Source organism: Streptomyces sp. NPDC029296, from assembly GCF_055569255.1.
Genome location: NZ_JBVHXT010000042.1, coordinates 1 through 18,840, shown reverse-complemented (window position 1 = coordinate 18,840; position 18,840 = coordinate 1). Strand labels below are relative to the sequence as shown.

15 protein-coding genes are annotated in these 18,840 nt (G+C 73.7%); 12 read left to right on the top strand and 3 right to left on the bottom strand.

Annotation, left to right across the window (positions count from 1 at the left end):
• Window positions 1-2: 2 nt before the first annotated feature.
• Window positions 3-1,517, top strand: a complete 1,515-nt coding sequence (gatB, locus tag ACZ4W9_RS31200) for an Asp-tRNA(Asn)/Glu-tRNA(Gln) amidotransferase subunit GatB (protein WP_467941374.1) — start codon at window positions 3-5, stop codon at window positions 1,515-1,517.
• An 81-nt stretch (window positions 1,518-1,598) separates the two neighbouring features.
• Here gatB and ACZ4W9_RS31195 read toward each other — a convergent pair whose 3' ends face one another.
• The gene (locus ACZ4W9_RS31195; protein WP_467941373.1) at window positions 1,599-2,396 is read right to left on the bottom strand and encodes an SAM-dependent methyltransferase; all 798 of its coding nucleotides are present in this window, start codon (window positions 2,394-2,396) and stop codon (window positions 1,599-1,601) included.
• Between the two features lie 75 nt (window positions 2,397-2,471).
• On the opposite strand from ACZ4W9_RS31195, the gene ACZ4W9_RS31190 reads away from it, so the two are divergent.
• The 6 genes from ACZ4W9_RS31190 to ACZ4W9_RS31165 all read left to right on the top strand — a co-directional run bounded on the left by ACZ4W9_RS31190 (window position 2,472) and on the right by ACZ4W9_RS31165 (window position 8,009).
• On the top strand, window positions 2,472-2,879 hold the full coding sequence (locus ACZ4W9_RS31190; protein ID WP_467941372.1) for a hypothetical protein: 408 nt from the start codon (window positions 2,472-2,474) through the stop codon (window positions 2,877-2,879).
• 59 nt (window positions 2,880-2,938) lie between these two features.
• Window positions 2,939-3,511, top strand: a complete 573-nt coding sequence (locus ACZ4W9_RS31185; protein WP_467941371.1) for a GNAT family N-acetyltransferase — start codon at window positions 2,939-2,941, stop codon at window positions 3,509-3,511.
• Between the two features lie 82 nt (window positions 3,512-3,593).
• Window positions 3,594-4,187 (top strand): hypothetical protein, encoded by a 594-nt coding sequence (locus ACZ4W9_RS31180; RefSeq protein ID WP_467941369.1) that lies wholly within the window; start codon window positions 3,594-3,596, stop codon window positions 4,185-4,187.
• 189 nt (window positions 4,188-4,376) lie between these two features.
• On the top strand, window positions 4,377-4,565 hold the full coding sequence (locus ACZ4W9_RS31175; RefSeq protein WP_467941368.1) for a hypothetical protein: 189 nt from the start codon (window positions 4,377-4,379) through the stop codon (window positions 4,563-4,565).
• 155 nt (window positions 4,566-4,720) lie between these two features.
• On the top strand, window positions 4,721-7,762 hold the full coding sequence (locus tag ACZ4W9_RS31170; RefSeq protein ID WP_467941367.1) for a helix-turn-helix transcriptional regulator: 3,042 nt from the start codon (window positions 4,721-4,723) through the stop codon (window positions 7,760-7,762).
• 37 nt (window positions 7,763-7,799) lie between these two features.
• A complete protein-coding gene (locus ACZ4W9_RS31165) occupies window positions 7,800-8,009 on the top strand; it encodes a DUF6191 domain-containing protein (RefSeq protein ID WP_467941365.1) in 210 nt (69 codons plus the stop codon).
• Window positions 8,010-8,025: 16 nt separating this feature from the next.
• On the opposite strand, the gene ACZ4W9_RS31160 is transcribed toward ACZ4W9_RS31165, so the two are convergent.
• Window positions 8,026-9,177, bottom strand: a complete 1,152-nt coding sequence (locus ACZ4W9_RS31160; protein WP_467941363.1) for a PQQ-dependent sugar dehydrogenase — start codon at window positions 9,175-9,177, stop codon at window positions 8,026-8,028.
• A gap of 262 nt (window positions 9,178-9,439) precedes the next feature.
• Window positions 9,440-10,438 carry an aldo/keto reductase gene (locus ACZ4W9_RS31155; protein WP_467941455.1) on the bottom strand — a complete coding sequence of 333 codons (999 nt, stop codon included), beginning with the start codon at window positions 10,436-10,438 and terminating at the stop codon, window positions 9,440-9,442.
• A gap of 75 nt (window positions 10,439-10,513) precedes the next feature.
• Between ACZ4W9_RS31155 and ACZ4W9_RS31150 the strand changes: the two genes are divergently transcribed.
• The 5 genes from ACZ4W9_RS31150 to ilvC all read left to right on the top strand — a co-directional run bounded on the left by ACZ4W9_RS31150 (window position 10,514) and on the right by ilvC (window position 18,738).
• Entirely contained in the window at window positions 10,514-11,491 is a 978-nt protein-coding gene (locus ACZ4W9_RS31150) for a 2-hydroxyacid dehydrogenase (RefSeq protein WP_467941362.1), read from the top strand.
• Between the two features lie 379 nt (window positions 11,492-11,870).
• On the top strand, window positions 11,871-14,975 hold the full coding sequence (locus ACZ4W9_RS31145) for a putative bifunctional diguanylate cyclase/phosphodiesterase (RefSeq protein WP_467941360.1): 3,105 nt from the start codon (window positions 11,871-11,873) through the stop codon (window positions 14,973-14,975).
• Window positions 14,976-15,218: 243 nt separating this feature from the next.
• Entirely contained in the window at window positions 15,219-17,069 is a 1,851-nt protein-coding gene (locus ACZ4W9_RS31140; protein WP_467941359.1) for an acetolactate synthase large subunit, read from the top strand.
• A gap of 29 nt (window positions 17,070-17,098) precedes the next feature.
• The gene (gene ilvN, locus ACZ4W9_RS31135) at window positions 17,099-17,623 is read left to right on the top strand and encodes an acetolactate synthase small subunit (protein WP_356860857.1); all 525 of its coding nucleotides are present in this window, start codon (window positions 17,099-17,101) and stop codon (window positions 17,621-17,623) included.
• Window positions 17,624-17,739: 116 nt separating this feature from the next.
• Window positions 17,740-18,738 (top strand): ketol-acid reductoisomerase, encoded by a 999-nt coding sequence (gene ilvC, locus ACZ4W9_RS31130; RefSeq protein WP_467941357.1) that lies wholly within the window; start codon window positions 17,740-17,742, stop codon window positions 18,736-18,738.
• Window positions 18,739-18,840 lie beyond the last annotated feature (102 nt).

Below are 18,840 nucleotides of genomic sequence, written 5' to 3'. Positions count from 1 at the left end.
CCGTGACCACCACGACCGACCTGGTGTCGTACGAGGACGCGCTGACCGCGTACGACCCCGTCATGGGCCTCGAAGTCCATGTCGAACTCGGCACCAAGACCAAGATGTTCTGCGGCTGCTCGACCTCGCTCGGCGCCGACCCGAACACCCAGACCTGCCCGGTCTGCCTCGGCCTGCCCGGCGCGCTCCCGGTCGTCAACGCGACCGGCGTCGAGTCCGCCATCAAGATCGGTCTCGCGCTGAACTGCGAGATCGCCGAGTGGTGCCGCTTCGCCCGGAAGAACTACTTCTATCCGGACATGCCGAAGAACTTCCAGACCTCCCAGTACGACGAGCCGATCGCCTTCAACGGCTATCTCGACGTGCAGCTGGAGGACGGCGAGTCCTTCCGCGTGGAGATCGAGCGCGCCCACATGGAGGAGGACACCGGCAAGTCGACGCACGTCGGCGGCGCCACCGGCCGTATCCACGGCGCGTCCCACTCCCTGCTGGACTACAACCGCGCCGGCATCCCGCTGATCGAGATCGTCACCAAGCCGATCGTGGGCGCCGGCGAGCGCGCCCCCGAGGTGGCGAAGGCGTACGTCCGCGAGCTGCGCGAGGTCATCCGTGCCCTCGGCGTGTCCGAGGCCCGCATGGAGATGGGCCAGATGCGCTGCGACGTGAACCTGTCGCTGATGCCCAAGGGCGCCGACAAGTTCGGCACCCGCTCGGAGACGAAGAACGTCAACTCCCTGCGCTCGGTGGAGCGCGCGGCCCGCTACGAGATCATGCGCCACGCGGCCGTGCTCTCCGGCGGCGGCACGATCGTCCAGGAGACCCGCCACTTCCACGAGGACACCGGGTCCACGACCTCGGGCCGCGTGAAGGAGGAGGCCGAGGACTACCGGTACTTCCCGGAGCCCGACCTGGTCCCGGTCGCGCCCTCGCGCGAGTGGGTCGAGGAGATCCGCGCGGCCCTGCCCGAGCTGCCGCTGGCCCGCCGTACCCGCCTGCTGGCGGAGTGGGGCATCTCCGCCACCGACATGCAGGCGATCCTCAACGCCGGCGCGCTCGACCTGATCGTCGCCACGATCGACGCCGGTGCCGACGCGGCCGCCGCCCGCAAGTGGTGGATGGGCGAACTGGCGCGGAGCGCCAACGAGTCCGGCACGGCGCTGGACGAGCTGGCGATCACCCCGCAGCAGGTGGCCCGGGTCACCGAGCTGGTCGCCGGGGGCGACCTGAACGACAAGCTGGCCCGCCAGGTCATCGAGGGCGTCCTCGCGGGCGAGGGCACCCCGGACGAGGTGGTCGAGGGGCGCGGCCTGAAGGTCGTCTCCGACGAGGGCGCGCTGACCGCCGCCGTCGAGGAGGCCATCGCCGGCAACCCGGCCATCGCGGACAAGATCCGCGGCGGCAAGGTGGCCGCGGCCGGTGCCCTGGTCGGCGCGGTCATGAAGGCCACCCGCGGCCAGGCCGACGCGGCCCGCGTCAAGGAGCTGATCCTGGACAAGCTGGGCGTCGGCGAGGGCTGACCCCGTCCGCGTACGGCCCCGGAGGCACGCCCTCCGGGGCCGTACGCGTGGTGCGGGGCGCCCTTCGGGCCGTACGGCGGCTTACACCCGGCGTCCCACGACCCGGGCGAAGCCCAGCGCACGCCCCTCGTCCGCGCGGAGCATCCGCGCGGACCGGCCCGCCATGCGGACGTGGAAGTCGTCCGTGCTCTCCTCGGCGACCACGTCGCACCACAGCAGCCAGTCGCGCCAGCCGTCCTCCAGCCAGTCGGCCGCCTCGACCTCCACCCCACCGCCGCGGGTCCAGTGGCGCCGCCACCAGCCGGGGGTGTGGAAGCACCAGAACGCGGGCTCCCACCAGGGCTTCAGATGTTCCGGCGGCTCGGTGCCCGCCGGCTCCTCGCGCAGCGCCGGCACGACGACCCCGATCCGCCCGCCGGGCTTCAGCAGCGGGGTCAGCGTGGGCAGATAGAGGTCGTCGGTGCCGAAGTACTGGTAGGCGTCGATGGAGACGATCGCGTCGAAGGACCCTTCGGCGAACGGCAGGTCGTGCGCCTCGGCGTGCACGGGCAGCACCCGGTCGGCGACGCCCGCCTCGGCGATCCGCACGGCGTTGTCGCCGGGCTTCACCCACAGGTCGGCGGCGGTGACCTGGAAGCCGTACTCGCGGGCGAGGAAGACGGAGGTCATCGCCCGCCCGCAGCCGAGGTCGAGCACGCGCGCTCCCGGCGGCAGCGCGTCCAGCCCCAGCGCGGGCGCCAGCCACTCCAGCAGCCACAGCGCGTGCGGGCCCATCTGGTTCTCGATGGTCCAGCGGGCGTCGTAGCCGTTGCTGCGGGGGTAACGCGGATGGGCGAGACGGCGGGTGAGCGCGTCCGGTGTGGTCGGTGTCGTGTTCACAAGCGACCTGCCTAGCAGCCGGGACGGCCGCCCCGCACCGGGTTTTCGCCATGGCGGGAGGTACGCTCGCCCGCCATGAGGGGAAGCACCGATGCCGATGTCGAGCCCGCGACCACGCAGGCCGTGGAAGAGCCGGAAGGCGCCGGGGACCCCGGGGACGCGGGGGAGTACGCCGGGGACGCGGGGGAGCGCGCCGGGGACGCCGAGCCGTACGCGGGGGACGCCGAGGAGTGCGTCGGGGACGCCCGGCGGGCCCGCTGGCTGGCCGTCGGCACCGGGACGCTGCTGGCCTGCGCGGGACTGGCCGCCGCGCTGCTGAGGGCCGCCGGGGCCGCCCCGGCGCTCGTGCCCGCCGCCTATGCCCTCGGTGCCGCCGTGTGCGTCCCGGCGGCGGTGCTCGGCGGCCGGGGCCGTACCCGCAGGGCCCTGTGGCTGCTGGTCGCGGGCGCGATGACCATGGCGCTCGGGGACCAGTTCGACTGACGTATTTTTGCCGTACCGGCCGGATCCCGGCGGACGAACTGCGGAAGGAAGAGCGGCGGATGTACGCGACATCGCTCGGTGACGACGGCGCCGAACTGCGGCCCCTGGAGGTGTGGCACGCGGGGGAGCTGCTGGAGAACATCGACCGGGGACGGGAGTTCATCGGCCGGCACGTAGGGCTCGCCGACGTGGTCTGCGATCTCGACGGGGCCCGCGCCTGGCTGAAGTCCTACGCCGACAAGCGCGCCGCCGACGCCGGCGGCCTGCACGGGATCTGGCTGGACGGCAAGCTCGTCGGCGGGCTGCTGTTCCGGGTCTGGGACACCCCGAGCGGGGTCTGCGAGGCCGGCTGCTGGCTGGAGCCGGCCGCGTCCGGGCGCGGGCTGGTCACGCGCGGCATGCGGACGCTGCTCGACTGGGCCTTCGAGGAGCGCGGCATGCACCGGGTGGAGTGGCAGGTGTCCTCGGCCAACGAACCGAGCATCGGCGTGGCCCGGCGGCTCGGCATGACCCGCGAGGGCGTGCTCCGCGAGAACTACCCGCACCGGGGAGTGCGCACCAGCACCGAGATCTGGGCGGTGCTGGCCCCCGAGTGGCGTGCGGCACGCGCGCGTACCGCACAGAACGACTGAGCGACCCCGACGGTCAACGATCACCAAGAGGCCTCGACGATCATTAAGGGACCTCTCAGACAGCGTCCGTACGGTGCCGGACATGGCAACGAAGACAGCGGAAGGCGCTGAGAGCGCCGGCACCGGCTCCGGTACCGAGGCGCGCGAGGACGACGAGACGGCCACGGCCGGAACCGGGGCCGTCGAGGAGACCGGGGAGAACGGGAACGCCGGGCCCGGCACGGCCGGCGAGGACGCCGGGGAAGTCCCGGACACCGAAGAAGGAGAGGCCGGCGGGAAGTCCTCCGGGGTCGGCCAGGGCGCCGGTGCCGTCGTCTCCGCGGCGCTGGGCCTGGTCTCGCTCACCGGCGGCTGGACCGGCACCGTCGCCGCCGCCCGCGAGCAGCTCATCGGCCAGCTGCGGACGTCCACCAGCGCGAGCGTCGGCACCCAGCTCAAGGAGGTCTACGGCGACGCCTGGCACACCACCGCGCTGTGGGCCGGCCTGTTCGCGCTGGCCGCGCTGATCACCGCCGTGGTCGTGCTGGTCCGGCCCGCCTTCGGCACCCCCGGCCGGCCGCAGGCCGCCTGGATCAGGTCGGTGGCCTGGGCGGGCCTCTCGCTCGGCGTCATCGGCCTGCTGCTGGCCGTCCTGAAGTACTCCGACGCCCTGCTGGGCCTGCCCTCCACCGGCTGACCGACCGCGAGACCCGAGGGGCCTTAGGGCGTTCCGCGCAGCGCGCGGGGCGTCCTAAGGCCCCTTACGCGTGCGTGCGGCCGGGCGAAGATGCGGAACTCTCCCGATGCGGCGGCCCCGGGCGCGGGACGACAGTGGGGACGTCGCCGAACGCGGCACACACCACCGACTCCCGGGAGGGACCCCGCCATGTACGAACTCGAACTGCACCGCGTCCGATCCGCCGAGCTGCGCCGCACGGCCCAGCAGGAGCGCCTGGCCCGCGAGGTCGTCCGCTCCCGCCGCGCCGCCCGCCGCGCGCGGTCCGGCGGCGGTGCCCCGGCCGCCGAGTCGCATACCGGCGGCCCCCGCCGGCACGGGCTGCCGCGCAGCGCGTGACCACGGGGGCGGACGGCGGCCGCACGGGGGTCGGCCGCCCGCGCGCCCAGGGCCGTACGGCTTCCCGGCGGAGCGGTACGGCCCTCCCGGCTGCCGGTACGACCATCACACAGGGCCTGTGGAAAACCACTGCCCCGCCGTCGCGGCCCCGTGCGATGCTCGGGCCCGTGGAGACCAGGTCCGTCAGTCCCGTGTTCGTCGGCCGCGCCGCCGAGTTGGCCACGCTGAACGAGGCGCTCGCCCGCGCCGCCGCCGCCGAGCCGCAGGCGCTGCTGCTCGGCGGCGAGGCAGGCGTGGGCAAGACCCGCCTCGTGGAGGAGTTCGCCGCGGCAGCCGCCGGCCGCGGTGCCGTCGTCGCCGTCGGCGGCTGTGTGGAGATCGGCGCCGACGGGCTGCCGTTCGCCCCCTTCTCCGCCGCGCTGCGGGCCCTGCGCGACGCGCTGCCCGAGGAGTTCGGCGCCGCCGCGGCCGGCCAGGAGGAGGAACTCGCCCGGCTGCTGCCCGACCTCGGCGAGGCCGGCGCCGGCCGCCACGACGAACAGGGCATGGCCCGCCTCTTCGAACTCACCGCCCGGCTGCTGGAGCGGGTCGCCGCCGCCCACCCCGTCGTCCTGGTCCTGGAGGACCTGCACTGGGCCGACGCCTCCACCCGCCACCTGCTCGCCTACCTGCTGCGCACCCTGCGCGCCGGCCGCCTCCTCGTCCTGGCCAGCTACCGCAGCGACGACATCCACCGCCGCCACCCGCTGCGCCCCCTGCTCGCCGAACTCGACCGGCTGCGCACCGTCCGCCGGATCGAACTGGCCCGCTTCACCCGCGAGGAGGCCGGCCGCCAGATCGCCGGCATCCTCGCCGCCGAACCCGACCCCGCCCGGGTCGACGAGATCTACGCCCGCTCCGACGGCAACGCCTTCTTCATCGAGGAACTCGCCGTCGCCGACTGCCAGGGCAACTGCACCGGCCTCACCGACTCCCTGCGCGATCTGCTCCTCGTCCGGGTCGAGGCCCTGCCCGAGACCGCCCAGCGGGTCGCCCGGATCGTCGCCGAGGGCGGCTCCACGGTGGAGTACCGGCTGATCGCCGCCGTGGCCCGGCTGGCCGAGGACGACCTCATCGAGGCGCTGCGCTCCGCCGTCGGCGCCAACATCCTCACCGTCACCCCCGCCGGCGACGGCTACCGCTTCCGGCACTCCCTGGTCCGCGAGGCCGTCGCCGACGACCTGCTGCCCGGCGAGCGCTCCCGCCTCAACCGCCGCTACGCCGAGGCCCTGGAGGCCGACCCCACGCTCGTCCCCGCCGACGCCCGCGTGATGCGCCTGGCCAGCTACTGGTACCACGCGCACGACGCCGCCAAGGCCCTGCCCGCCGTCCTGGCCGCCGCCGTCGTCGCCCGCCGCCGGCACGCCTACACCGAACAACTCGGCCTGCTGGAGCGCGCGATGGAACTGTGGGACGGCGCCCCCGCGGACGTGCGCGCCGCCCTGCGCCCGGTCGACTACGCGGAGGTCTACCCCCCGTGCGGCTGCGACCCGGCCACCACCCCGCTGCGCTACCTCGACCTGATGGCCGAGGCCGCGGTGGCGGGCCGCTTCGGAGGCGAACGGGAACGCGCCCTGAAGATCACCAAGCGGGCCCTGCGCCTGCTGGAGGAGGACCCGGACCCGCTGCGCGCCGCCTGGTTCTGGGTGCAGCGCTCCCGGCTGGTCCAGGCCCAGGCCCGCGGCGACGGCTGGCGGGAACTGGCCACCGCGCAGGAGCTGGTGCGCGGCCTGCCGCCGTCCGAGGTGCACGCCGAGGTGCTGGCGGTCGTCGCCAACTGGTCCATGCAGCACCGGCCCGGCCCCGAGGCCCTGGCCGCCGCCGAACGGGCCGTGGAGTACGCGCGCATGGTGGGCGCCCGCGAGACGGAGCTGCACGCCCTGCTCACCCTGGGCGGCCTGACGGTCGAGTCCGGCGCCCCGGAGGCGGGTCTCGCGCAGATGCGGCAGGTGCTGCGGGACACCCTGGCGGAGGGCGTGCACCCGGTCGCGGGCCGCGCCTATGTCAACCTGCCGTCCGCGCTGCGCAGCGTCGGCCGGGACCGGGAGGCCGTCCCGCTGCTGCACGAGGGCATCGAGTTCTGCCGCCGGTACGGACTGCTGGACTCCGGGGCCTGGGCCTGGGGCAACCTCTCCGAGGCGCTCTACGCGCTCGGCCGGTGGGACGAGGCCGCCGAGGCCGCCGCGCACGCCACCCGCGTCGGCCACAGCGCCAAGCCCCGGGCCGGGGGCGCCCTGCGCCTGGCCCACCTCGCCCTGGCCCGCGGCGACCTCGCCGAGGCCGCCCGGCAGCTCGCCACCGCCCGCTCCTGGTACGGCACCCACGACCCCCGGCCCCAGCAGTCCCTGCCGCTGGCCCGCACCGCCCTCGGCGCAGCCGCCGCCGAGGGCAGGATCGAGGACGCCCGCGCGATCCTGCTGCCCGCCCTGGACGCCGGGTTCCCGCCCGGCACCCACCGGCACGGCTGGCCGTTGCTGCTGGCCGCCGCCACCGCCGAGGCCGACGCCCGCACCCTGCCCGCCGCCCGGCCCGGCCGCGCCGAGATCCTCGACCGCCTCTCCACGGCCGTGCGGACGCTGACCACCGGCGTCCCCCTGTGGCAGGCCTACGGCCGCTGGGCCCGGGCCGAACTGCTCCGCGCCGAGGGCCGGGACACCACCGGGGCCTGGTCCCCGGTCGTCACCGCCTTCGAATGCCTGGACCGCCCCTACGACCTCGCCCGGGTCCGGCACCGCCTGGCCGGGGCGCTGCTGGCCGAGGGCGGCGACGACGAGCGCGACCGCGCGGTGGAACTGCTCCGGCTGGCCGCGGCGGTCGCCGCCCACCTGAAGGCCCGCCCGCTCGCCGACGCCGTCGCCCGGCTCGCCCAGCGCGCCCGGCTCACCCTCGGCGGCGGCGGACGGCAGGAGACGGCCGCCGACCCGGCCGCCGCGTTCGGCCTCACCAGCCGGGAGCGGGACGTCCTCACCCTGGTCGCGGCAGGCCGCACCAACCGCCAGATAGCCGGGGAACTGTTCATCTCGCCGAAGACCGCGAGCGTCCACGTCTCCCACATCCTGGGCAAGCTCGGCGTCTCGGGCCGGGGCGAGGCGGCGGCGGTGGCGCACCGGCTCGGCCTGGTCATGGCCGGGACGCTCGCTGCCGAGACGACCGGGTGAGATCTACGCTGGAGAAAACCGGCAAAGAGGGGGAGCCGTGTTCAACGTCTTCGAGGACCTGTTCGCACCCGGCCGCAAACACACCCGGGACGAACAGAACCGGCTGGAGCTGTCCCGGGAGGACGTCGGCGACAACGACCCCGGTCACGGCCCCATAGACCTGACCTCCGGCAAGGCGGTGATACGACTGTCCCCGCCCGCCCGGCCCGACGAGGAGCCCGAACCCGGCACCGGCGACACCGACTGACCCGGGCCGCCGGGACCTAGCGGACCTGAAGTTCCAGTACCCGGTCGTCGCCCTTCCCGGCATCGCCCCGGCCGTCCGTGTCGCTGGTCACGAGCCAGAGCCGGCCCGCGCCCGCCGGGGCGACCGTGCGCAGCCGGCCGTAGGTGCCGGTGAGGAACGCCTGCGGGGCGGCGGAGGCCGTGACACCGTCCAGCGGGACGCGCCACAGGCGCTCGCCGCGCAGTCCCGCCATCCAGATCGCGCCGTCCACGTGGGCGATGCCACTGGGGGAGGCCTCGTCGGTGTGCCACTGGGCCACCGGGTTCTGGAGACCGGCGTCGGAGGACCGGCCCTCCGCCTTCGGCCAGCCGTAGTTCCCGCCCGGCTTGATCGCGTTCAGCTCGTCCCAGGTGTCCTGGCCGAACTCCGAGGCGAACAGGCGCTCGTGGCGGTCCCAGGCCAGTCCCTGGACGTTGCGGTGGCCGTAGGAGTACACGACGGAGCCGGGGAACGGGTTGCCGGGCGCCGGTTCGCCGTCCGGGGTCATCCGCAGGATCTTCCCGCCGAGCGAGGACCGGTCCTGTGCCAGACCCCGCTTGCCGCTCTCGCCGGTGCCCGCGTAGAGCATGCCGTCCGGTCCGAACGCGATCCGGCCGCCGTTGTGGATGGTGCCCTTGGGGATGCCCTTGAACACCGTGTCGGGTGCGCCGAGTTGCTCACCGGCCGGTTTCCGCTCGTCGTAGCGGACACGGACCACGCGGTTGTCGGAGGCCGAGGTGAAGTAGGCGTAGACCATGCGGTCCGAGGCGTAGCCGGGGGACAGCGCGATGCCCAGCAGCCCGCCCTCCCCGGCCGGGGAGACCCCGGAGACCGTGCCCAGCACCGTCGTCCGGTCGCTCTTCGCGTCGACCCGGCTGATCGTGCCCTCGTCCCGGGAGGACACCAGCAGATCACCGCCGGGCAGCGGGGCCAGCCCCCACGGCGACTTCAGCCCCTCCGCCACCGTGCGCAGCACCTTCACCGACCCCTTGGCCGGGGCGGCCGGCCCGGTGCCCCGCGAGGCGGTGTCCCCGCCGGGCGCGGTGACGCCCGGCAGCCGGCCCGGGGACTCCCCGCCCCCGGAGGAGCAGCCGGCCGCCAGCAGCAGGGCGGTCACGGCCAGCACGGCGGGTACAGCTCGACGTCGCACGATCACGGTTCCCTTCGGGACGGCGGACACCACGACGGCCCACCCGGCACGCTACTCCCGCCCGCCCGAGGGCCGTTGCCGTGCCGGCGACGGCCGGTGCGCGTCACGGAGGACGCCGCGCGCCCCGGACAGCCGCCGGGTGCCGCCGGAGGCCGTCGCCGAACCCCGGCCCCCGGATTCCCGGTCACCCCGCCCCGGCCCCCGGCCCGGCGCCCCGCCGGGCGGACACCCCAGTCCCCGGAAACCCCAGTCCCAGGAAACCTCAGCCCCAGGACCCCTGTGCCGCCGGCAGCCGGGACACCTCCGCCAGGTCCTGCGCGGTCAGCCGCAGGGCCGCCGCGCCCGCGTTCTCGGCGGCCCAGCGCTCCCGCTTGGTGCCCGGCAGCGCGATCACGTGGCGGCCCTGCGCCAGCACCCAGGCGAGCGCCACCTGCGCCGGGGTGACCCCCTCGCCGTGCCGCCGGGCGACGCGCCGCAGCCCCGCGACGATCGGCTGGTTGGCCGCCATCATCTCGGCCGTGAACCGGGGATGCCGGGCCCGCACGTCGTCCGGCTCGAACCCCTCGCCCGGCGTCAGCGTGCCGGTCAGGAAGCCGTTGCCCAGCGGCATCGCCGCGAGGAAGCCGACCCCGCGCGCCTCGCACCACGGCACCAGCGCCCCCAGCGCCTGCGGCGACCACACCGACAGCTCCGCCTGCACCGCGCTCACCGGGAACACCTGCTGGATCCGCTGCAACCGGCGCAGCGTCCCGTCGTACGGCCCCGCGCCCGAGCGGCGCCCGCCGCGCGCCCCCAGCGCGCACAGGCCCAGCGCCCGCACCTTCCCGGCCCGCACCAGGTCCGCCATCGCGCCCCACGTCTCCTCGACGGGCACCTCGGGGTCGGGGCGGTGCAGCTGGTACAGGTCGATCACGTCCGTCTGGAGCCGGCGCAGCGAGGCGTCGCAGGCCCGCCGCACGTAGCCGGGGCGGCCGTTGGCCACGATGTGCTGCTCGCCCACCAGCAGCCCCACCTTCGTCGCCACGAAGGCGTCCGCGCGCCGCTCCTTGAGCACCCGCCCCAGCAGCAGCTCGTTGGTGAACGGTCCGTACATGTCCGCGGTGTCCAGGAGGTCCGAGCCGAGGTCCAGCGCCCGGTGCACGGCTTTGACCGACTCCTCACCCCGTCGCCGGGATGCGGTGTACGCCCAGTTCATCGGCATGCATCCGAGTCCGACGGCCCCCACCGCGAGTCCCCCCGCGCCGATCGTCCTGCGCTCCACCTGCTCGTGAACCTCCCTCTGCCCGGCCACCAACCTAACCTCTGCGCCCCCGCGTGCCTGACATAGCCTCCTGGCATGACTTCACAGGTGTGGCTTCCCATTCCGCCCGAGGAGATCGAGGGGCTGCCCGAGGGGCCCCGGTACCTGTTCTGGGACGGGGGCGCGGACGGCGACCAGCCGTTCCCCGGCGACCCGGCCCAGTGCGCGGTGTACGTGGTGCCGTACATGAAGCCGCTGCCGGCCCGGGTGGCCCCGCTGGCGCGGCTGACGAACGTCCGGGTCATCCAGACGCTCACCGCCGGCGTCGACGACATCACCGCGCGGCTTTCGGACATCGCGCCGGGCGTACGCCTGTGCAACGCGCGGGGAGTGCACGAGACCAGCACCGCCGAGCTGGCGCTCACCCTGACCCTCGCCGCGCTGCGCGGCATACCGGAATTCGTCCGCGCCCAGCAGCAGGAGCGCTGGGTGGGCGGGTTCCACCCCTCCCTCGCCGACAAGAACGTCCTGATCGTCGGGTACGGGGCCATCGGCGCCGCCATCGAGGACCGGCTCGTGCCCTTCGAGGTCGCGCGGGTCGCACGGGTCGCACGCTCCGGTCGCACGGTGGCGCGCGGCCCCGTGCATCCGATCGCCGATGTGCCCTCTCTGCTTCCGCACGCGGATGTCGTGATCCTGTGCACCCCCCTCACGGAAGACACCCGGGGACTCGTGGACGCCGGCTTCCTCGCCCGGATGAAGGACGGCGCGCTGCTCGTCAACGTCGCGCGCGGGCCCGTCGTGGACACCAAGGCGCTCCTCGCCGAACTGGAACGGGGCCGGATCACGGCGGCCCTGGACGTGACGGACCCCGAGCCGCTGCCCGCCGGCCACCCCTTGTGGCAGGCGCCGGGCGTGCTGATCAGCCCCCATGTCGGCGGGCCCTCCTCGGCCTTCCTGCCCCGCGCCAAGCGGCTTCTCGTCGACCAGCTGACCCGGTTCGTGAACCACGAACCCCTGCGGAACGTGATCCTTACGACCGGTCCCGAAACGGGGGGAGCAACCGGGCGCTAGGCGCCTTCCGGCACCCTCCGCAATCTTTCGGGCGCACCGCGTACCGGCATACGCCCTGGTCGTCACGGAGCGTAGAGAAGCTATGTCCCTGAGTGACGATCCTGGTGTATCGTCCCGGGCAGGGGCTGCGCCGCTGACGTTCGGCGCCGGGGATGGACATTTCAGATTCGTGAGGGGGGCGACGGGCGATGCACGGCCTATGGACGAACGATCCGACGCGGCGGAGCCGCCGACGGCGACCCTGGCGCACGGCCACGCGCAGGCGCGGCCATCACACCAGCCATCACCACCAGCGCAGGTGCAGCGGCCGTCGCCGGACCGCGTACACGGCGCACCGGGACCGTCAGGACCGGGGAACGGCACGGACCGGGAGGCCCCGGTGAGTGCCCCGACCTCCTTGACGACCCCCCTCGGCGGGGCGGTGCGCGCACCGCACCCGCACGAGGCACCGCCGCCCCGCCGGCCGGCCGTCGCCGAGAACCGGCGCCTGGTGGAGCAACTGGTCCTCGCCCTGGTCTGCGCCGCCTACGCCGGCGGAGCCGCCTTCGGCTGGGGCTCCGACCGGGTCGCGGACGTGATGGGCGACTTCGGGCTGAGCGCGGCGGCCGCCGCCGCCGCCGTCTCCTGCTTCCTGTACGCCCGCGGCCCGCGCGTCCGCTTCCGGTCCGCCTGGCTGCTGTTCGCCCTCTCGGCGACGATGACCTCGCTGGGCAACGCCGTCTGGGGCTGGTACGAGGTCGCCCTGGACGCCGAGGTGCCGAGCCCCAGCTACGCCGACCTGTTCTTCCTGTGCTTCGCGCCGCCCGCCATCGTGGGCCTGCTGGTGCTCGCCAAGCGGCCGGCGTCCCGCGCGGGCTGGATCTGTCTGGGACTGGACGCCTGGCTGATCGGCGGCTCGCTGCTCACCCTCTCGTGGAGCCTCGCGCTCGCCCAGGCGGCCCGGATCGACGGGTCGAGCGTGGCGCACGCGGCGCTGTCGCTGGCGTACCCGCTGCTCGACATCGCCCTGGTCAGCATGGTGCTCGCGCTGCACTTCCGCCGGGCGCCGGGCAACCGCACGGCGGTGAACACGGCGATCGGCGCGCTCGCGCTGACCGTGATGTGCGACGCGCTGTTCACCTCGCCGCTGCTGCACAGCGGCTACCGCTCCGGCCGGCTGCTGGACGCGGGCTGGTTCGCCGGTTCGCTGCTGCTCGCCTACGCCCCCTGGGCCGCGCCCCGGCGGCACGGCGGGAAGGAGGCGCACGCCTCCGACGGGCACACGCGCGTCGTCCACGAGCACGTGCCGGGCCAGCGCGGCACCGGCCAGTGGAGCACGGGCCAGTGGAGCACGGCGCAATGGAGCACGGGCCAGGGGAACCCCGGCCAGTGGACCACGGGGCACCCGCACGCGCCGGCGCTGCCGGTGCCGGCGCCGGGCGTCGAGCACCCGCGGTACCCGTCCGGCCGGCCGCTCACCGGCTCCCTCGCCGCGCTCACCCCGTACCTCGCCGCGGCCGTGTGCACGCTGGGCATCCTGTACAACGTCCTCAACGGCCGCAGGCCCGACCACGTCGTCCTGATCACGGCGGGCGCCGTGGTGCTGGCCCTCGTCATCCGGCAGGGCATCATGCTGCTGGACAACATCACCCTCACCCAGGAACTGGCGCAGAAGGAGAACCACTTCCGGTCCCTGGTGCAGGGCTCCAGCGACGTCATCATGATCGCCGCGCCCAACGGCGTCCTGCGGTACGTCTCCCCGGCCGCCGCCGGGGTGTACGGCCGGCCCGCCGAGGAACTGGTGGGCACCGAGCTGGCCGCCCTCATCCACCCCGAGGACCTGGGCTGCGTGGTGCACGAGGTGCGCCGCTTCCTCGCCGCCAACCCGGTGCAGGAGCCCACCACGCGCATCGAGTGCCGGTTCCGCTCCGGCGACGGCGGCTGGCTGAACGTCGAGTCGACCGTCAACCGCCACCACGGCGGGCTGATCTTCAACAGCCGGGACGTGACCGAGCGGGTCCGCCTCCAGGCGCAGTTGCAGCACAACGCCGAGCACGACCCGCTGACCGACCTGCCCAACCGCGCGCTGTTCACCCGGCGCGTGCAGCAGGCCCTGTCCGGCCGCCGGGCCACCGACCGGGGCGCCGCCCTGCGCGGTACGGCGGTGCTCTTCATCGACCTGGACGGGTTTAAGGCGGTCAACGACACGATCGGGCACCAGGCCGGCGACGAGCTGCTCATCCAGGCCGCCCGCAGACTCCAGGAGGCCGTCCGGCAGGGCGACACCGCCTCCCGGCTGGGCGGCGACGAGTTCGCGGCCCTGATCGTCGGCGACGGCACCCGGGACCGGGCCGCCCGCGAGCGGAACATCCTGGAACTGGCCGACCGCCTGCGGGTGACCCTCTCCCAGCCGTACGTCATCGACGGCAACGACGTCCGGGTCGCCGCCTCCATCGGCGTCGCCTTCGCCGAGCCGGGCATCGGCGCGGGCGAGCTGCTGAGAAACGCCGACCTGGCGATGTACCGCGCGAAGTCGGCCGGGAAGGGCCGGGTCGAGCTGTACAAGCCGCAGATGCAGCAGGACGTCGTCCGCAAGGCGGAGCTGGCCACGCGCCTGCGCGCCGCGCTGCACGACGGCGAGTTCACGCTGCTGCACCAGCCGGTGGTGTGCCTGGAGAGCGGCCGGATCACGACCGTCTCCGCGCAGGCCCGCTGGCGCTCCTCCCAGGGGGTGCTGTTCACCCCGGCGGAGTTCCTGCGGGTGGCCGACGACGCCGACAAGACCGCCGAGCTGGACCGTTGGATCCTCCAGGAGGCCGTGCGGCAGGCGGCCGAGCGGGCCGCCGCCGGGGTCGCCGTGCCGGTGACGGTGCGGATGAGCGCCCGCCGGCTGGTGGACCGCTCGTCGCCGCTGGGCTCGGTGGAGGCGCTGCTGGCCCGGCACGGGCTGCCGCCCGGGGCGCTGGTCGTGGAGCTGTCCGACACCGACCCGCGGGTCTCGCTGGACGAGCTGGAGCGGCGGCTGACCGCGCTCAGCCGGCTCGGGGTGCGGATCGCGCTGGACGGCTTCGGCAGCGGCTACGCGGCCATCACGGCCCTGCGGCGGCTGCCCGTGGACATCCTCAAGCTCGACCGCGGCCTGGTCGAGGGCGTGGTCGAGTCCGCGCGGCTGCACAAGATCACCAGTGGTCTGCTGCGGATCGCCGGCGATCTGGGCCTCCAGTCGGTGGCCGAGGGCGTCGACCTGCCCGAGCAGGTGGCCGCGCTGCGCGCCATGGGCTGCACCCACGGCCAGGGTATGGCGTTCGCCGGTCCGCTGGACGAGTACCGGCTGCGCCGGGCGCTCGGATCCGGCCACTACCCGGTGCCGCACGCCCCGGCCGAACCCGCGTTCGCGGGCAGCGCGAGGGAGCCGAACGGGATGTACGCAGGGGGTGTTCCGGCCGTCTTCGGAGGCGGCGGCGCCCTTCGCTCACATGCTGAGACGCCCGTCCCACCCACTTGACACGTGGTGCGTGCCGGGGGGAGGGTCAGTTCCATGCGCACCCGAATTCTCGTACTTGGACAGCGCGTCGGCTGAGCTGGGACCCACCGGAGAACGTTCCGGAATCCCCAGCGACCTCACCGGCGCGCTCCCCTCGCTTGCCTTGCGGCACGAGGGGTTTTTTGTTGCACGAGTGCCGTTCGTGCAGCACCCCAGATCCGCCCGAACCTCGCAAAAAACCTCAGCATCGAGAAGAGAATGCCGATGACCGAGCAGGCCACCGGGGCCCACCATCCGCAGCCGCGGCCCCGTTCCGGAGGACAGCAGTCCGCCCCCGTCGAGCACGTCACGGGTGCGCAGTCCCTCATCCGCTCCCTCGAGGAGGTCGGCGCGGACACGGTATTCGGCATTCCCGGCGGCGCGATCCTCCCGGCGTACGACCCGCTGATGGACTCCACCCGGGTGCGGCACGTCCTGGTCCGGCACGAGCAGGGCGCGGGCCACGCGGCCACCGGCTACGCGCAGGCCACCGGCAAGGTCGGCGTCTGCATGGCGACCTCCGGCCCGGGCGCCACCAACCTGGTCACGCCGATCGCGGACGCGCACATGGACTCGGTGCCGCTGGTCGCGATCACCGGCCAGGTGGCCTCCAAGTCGATCGGCACGGACGCCTTCCAGGAGGCGGACATCGTCGGCATCACCATGCCGATCACCAAGCACAACTGGCTGGTCACCAAGGCCGAGGACATCCCCCGGGTGATCGCGCAGGCCTTCCACGTCGCCTCCACCGGCCGGCCGGGCCCGGTCCTGGTCGACATCGCCAAGGACGCCCTCCAGGCGAAGACCACCTTCTCCTGGCCGCCGGTGATGGACCTGCCCGGCTACCGCCCGGTGACCAAGCCGCACGCCAAGCAGATCCGCGAGGCCGCCAAGCTCATCACCGCCGCCCGCAAGCCGGTGCTGTACGTCGGCGGCGGCGTCCTGAAGGCACAGGCCACGGCCGAGCTGAAGGTCCTCGCCGAGCTGACCGGCGCCCCCGTGACCACCACCCTGATGGCGCTCGGCGCGTTCCCCGACAGCCACCCGCTGCACGTCGGCATGCCCGGCATGCACGGCAGCGTCGCCGCGGTCACCGCGCTCCAGAAGGCCGACCTGATCGTGGCCCTCGGCGCCCGCTTCGACGACCGTGTCACCGGAAAGCTGGACAGCTTCGCGCCCTACGCCAAGATCGTCCACGCGGACATCGACCCGGCCGAGATCGGCAAGAACCGCGCGGCGGACGTGCCGATCGTCGGCGACGCCCGCGAGGTCATCGCCGACCTGGTGCAGGCGGTGCAGAAGGAGCACAGCGAGGGCCACAAGGGCGACTACACCGCCTGGTGGAGCGACCTGAACCGGTGGCGCGAGACCTACCCGCTCGGCTACGACCTGCCCGAGGACGGCTCGCTCTCCCCGCAGGCGGTCATCGAGCGCGTCGGCCGGCTCGCCCCCGAGGGCACGATCTTCGCCGCGGGCGTCGGCCAGCACCAGATGTGGGCCGCGCACTTCATCCAGTACGACCGGCCCGCCACCTGGCTGAACTCCGGCGGCGCCGGGACGATGGGCTACGCGGTCCCCGCCGCCATGGGCGCCAAGGCCGGCCGCCCGGAGCAGACCGTGTGGGCGATCGACGGCGACGGCTGCTTCCAGATGACCAATCAGGAACTGACCACCTGCGCCCTGAACAACATCCCGATCAAGGTCGCCGTCATCAACAACGGCGCCCTCGGGATGGTCCGCCAGTGGCAGACCCTCTTCTACAACCAGCGCTACTCGAACACCGTGCTGCACAGCGGCCCGGACGACGTCGACCCGGCCGCCCGGGGCACCCGGGTGCCGGACTTCGTGAAGCTGGCGGAGGCCATGGGCTGCGTGGCCCTGCGCTGCGAGCGCCCCGAGGACCTGGACAAGGTCATCGAGGAGGCCAACTCCATCAACGACCGCCCGGTCGTCGTCGACTTCATCGTCCACGAGGACGCGATGGTCTGGCCGATGGTCGCCGCCGGCACCTCCAACGACGAGATCATGGCCGCCCGGGACGTCCGCCCCGACTTCGGCGACAACGAAGACGACTGACCGTCAACAGGCAAGGAAGAGCAACCACCATGTCCAAGCACACGCTCTCCGTCCTGGTGGAGAACACGCCGGGCATCCTCGCCCGGATCGCCGCCCTGTTCTCCCGGCGAGGCTTCAACATCGACTCGCTCGCGGTCGGCGTCACCGAGCACCCCGACATCTCCCGCATCACCATCGTGGTGACCGTCGAGGACCTGCCGCTGGAGCAGGTGACCAAACAGCTCAACAAGCTCGTCAACGTGCTGAAGATCGTCGAGCTGGAGCCGGGCCAGGCCGTGCAGCGCGAACTCGTCCTGGTGAAGGTCCGCGCCGACAACGAGACCCGCTCCCAGATCGTGGAGATCGTCCAGCTGTTCCGCGCCAAGACCGTGGACGTCTCCCCGGAGGCCGTGACCATCGAGGCCACCGGTTCCGGCGACAAGCTGTCCGCCATGCTCAAGATGCTGGAGCCGTACGGCATCAAGGAGCTGGTCCAGTCCGGCACGATCGCGATCGGCCGCGGCGCCCGTTCGATCACGGACCGCTCGCTGCGCGCCCTCGACCGGACGGCGTAAGACCCGGTACGGACGGCCGGCGATCAACAGCCGCCCGTATCCCGAGACCCCCGAACTTCCCTCCCGCCCGCCGTCATACGGTGGGACGCACCACCAGCACACAAGGAGAACCCAAAGTGGCCGAGCTGTTCTACGACGCTGACGCCGACCTGTCCATCATCCAGGGCCGCAAGGTCGCGGTCATCGGCTACGGCAGCCAGGGCCACGCCCACGCGCTGTCGCTGCGCGACTCCGGTGTCGACGTCCGTGTCGGTCTGCACGAGGGCTCGAAGTCCAAGGCCAAGGCCGAGGAGCAGGGCCTGCGCGTGGTGACCCCGGCCGAGGCCGCCGCCGAGGCCAGCGTCATCATGATCCTGGTCCCGGACCCGATCCAGGCGCAGGTCTACGAGGAGTCCATCAAGGACAACCTCGAGGACGGTGACGCGCTGTTCTTCGGCCACGGCTTCAACATCCGCTTCGGCTTCATCAAGCCCCCGGCCGGTGTGGACGTCTGCATGGTCGCCCCGAAGGGCCCGGGCCACCTGGTCCGCCGCCAGTACGAGGAGGGCCGCGGCGTTCCGTGCATCGCCGCCGTGGAGCAGGACGCCTCCGGCAACGCCTTCGCGCTGGCCCTCTCGTACGCCAAGGGCATCGGCGGCACCCGTGCCGGCGTCATCAAGACCACCTTCACCGAGGAGACCGAGACCGACCTCTTCGGTGAGCAGGCCGTGCTGTGCGGCGGCGCCTCGGCGCTGGTCAAGGCGGGCTTCGAGACCCTGGTCGAGGCCGGTTACCAGCCGGAGATCGCCTACTTCGAGTGCCTGCACGAGCTGAAGCTGATCGTCGACCTCATGTACGAGGGCGGCCTGGAGAAGATGCGCTGGTCCGTCTCCGAGACCGCCGAGTGGGGCGACTACGTCACCGGCCCGCGCATCATCACCGACGCCACCAAGGCCGAGATGAAGAAGGTCCTCGCCGAGATCCAGGACGGCACCTTCGCCCGGAACTGGATGGACGAGTACCACGGTGGCCTGAAGAAGTACGACGAGTACAAGAAGCAGGACTCCGAGCACCTGCTGGAGACCACCGGCAAGCAGCTGCGCAAGCTGATGTCGTGGGTCGACGAAGAGGCCTGACCCGGCCTGGGGGGGGGGGGGGGGGGGGGGGGGGGGGGGGGGGGGGGGGGGGGGGGGGGGGGGGGGGGGGGGGGGGGGGGGGGGGGGGGGGGGGGGGGGGGG

Excerpts from the sequence above, each read along its gene's own strand:
- ACZ4W9_RS31140 (WP_467941359.1), top strand. The coding sequence starts at position 15,219 with ATGACCGAGCAGGCCACCGGGGCCCACCATCCGCAGCCGCGGCCCCGT.
- ACZ4W9_RS31185 (WP_467941371.1), top strand. The coding sequence starts at position 2,939 with ATGTACGCGACATCGCTCGGTGACGACGGCGCCGAACTGCGGCCCCTG.
- ilvN (WP_356860857.1), top strand. The coding sequence starts at position 17,099 with ATGTCCAAGCACACGCTCTCCGTCCTGGTGGAGAACACGCCGGGCATC.
- ACZ4W9_RS31170 (WP_467941367.1), top strand. The coding sequence starts at position 4,721 with ATGCTCGGGCCCGTGGAGACCAGGTCCGTCAGTCCCGTGTTCGTCGGC.
- ACZ4W9_RS31175 (WP_467941368.1), top strand. The coding sequence starts at position 4,377 with ATGTACGAACTCGAACTGCACCGCGTCCGATCCGCCGAGCTGCGCCGC.
- ACZ4W9_RS31180 (WP_467941369.1), top strand. The coding sequence starts at position 3,594 with ATGGCAACGAAGACAGCGGAAGGCGCTGAGAGCGCCGGCACCGGCTCC.
- ACZ4W9_RS31150 (WP_467941362.1), top strand. The coding sequence starts at position 10,514 with ATGACTTCACAGGTGTGGCTTCCCATTCCGCCCGAGGAGATCGAGGGG.
- ACZ4W9_RS31190 (WP_467941372.1), top strand. The coding sequence starts at position 2,472 with ATGAGGGGAAGCACCGATGCCGATGTCGAGCCCGCGACCACGCAGGCC.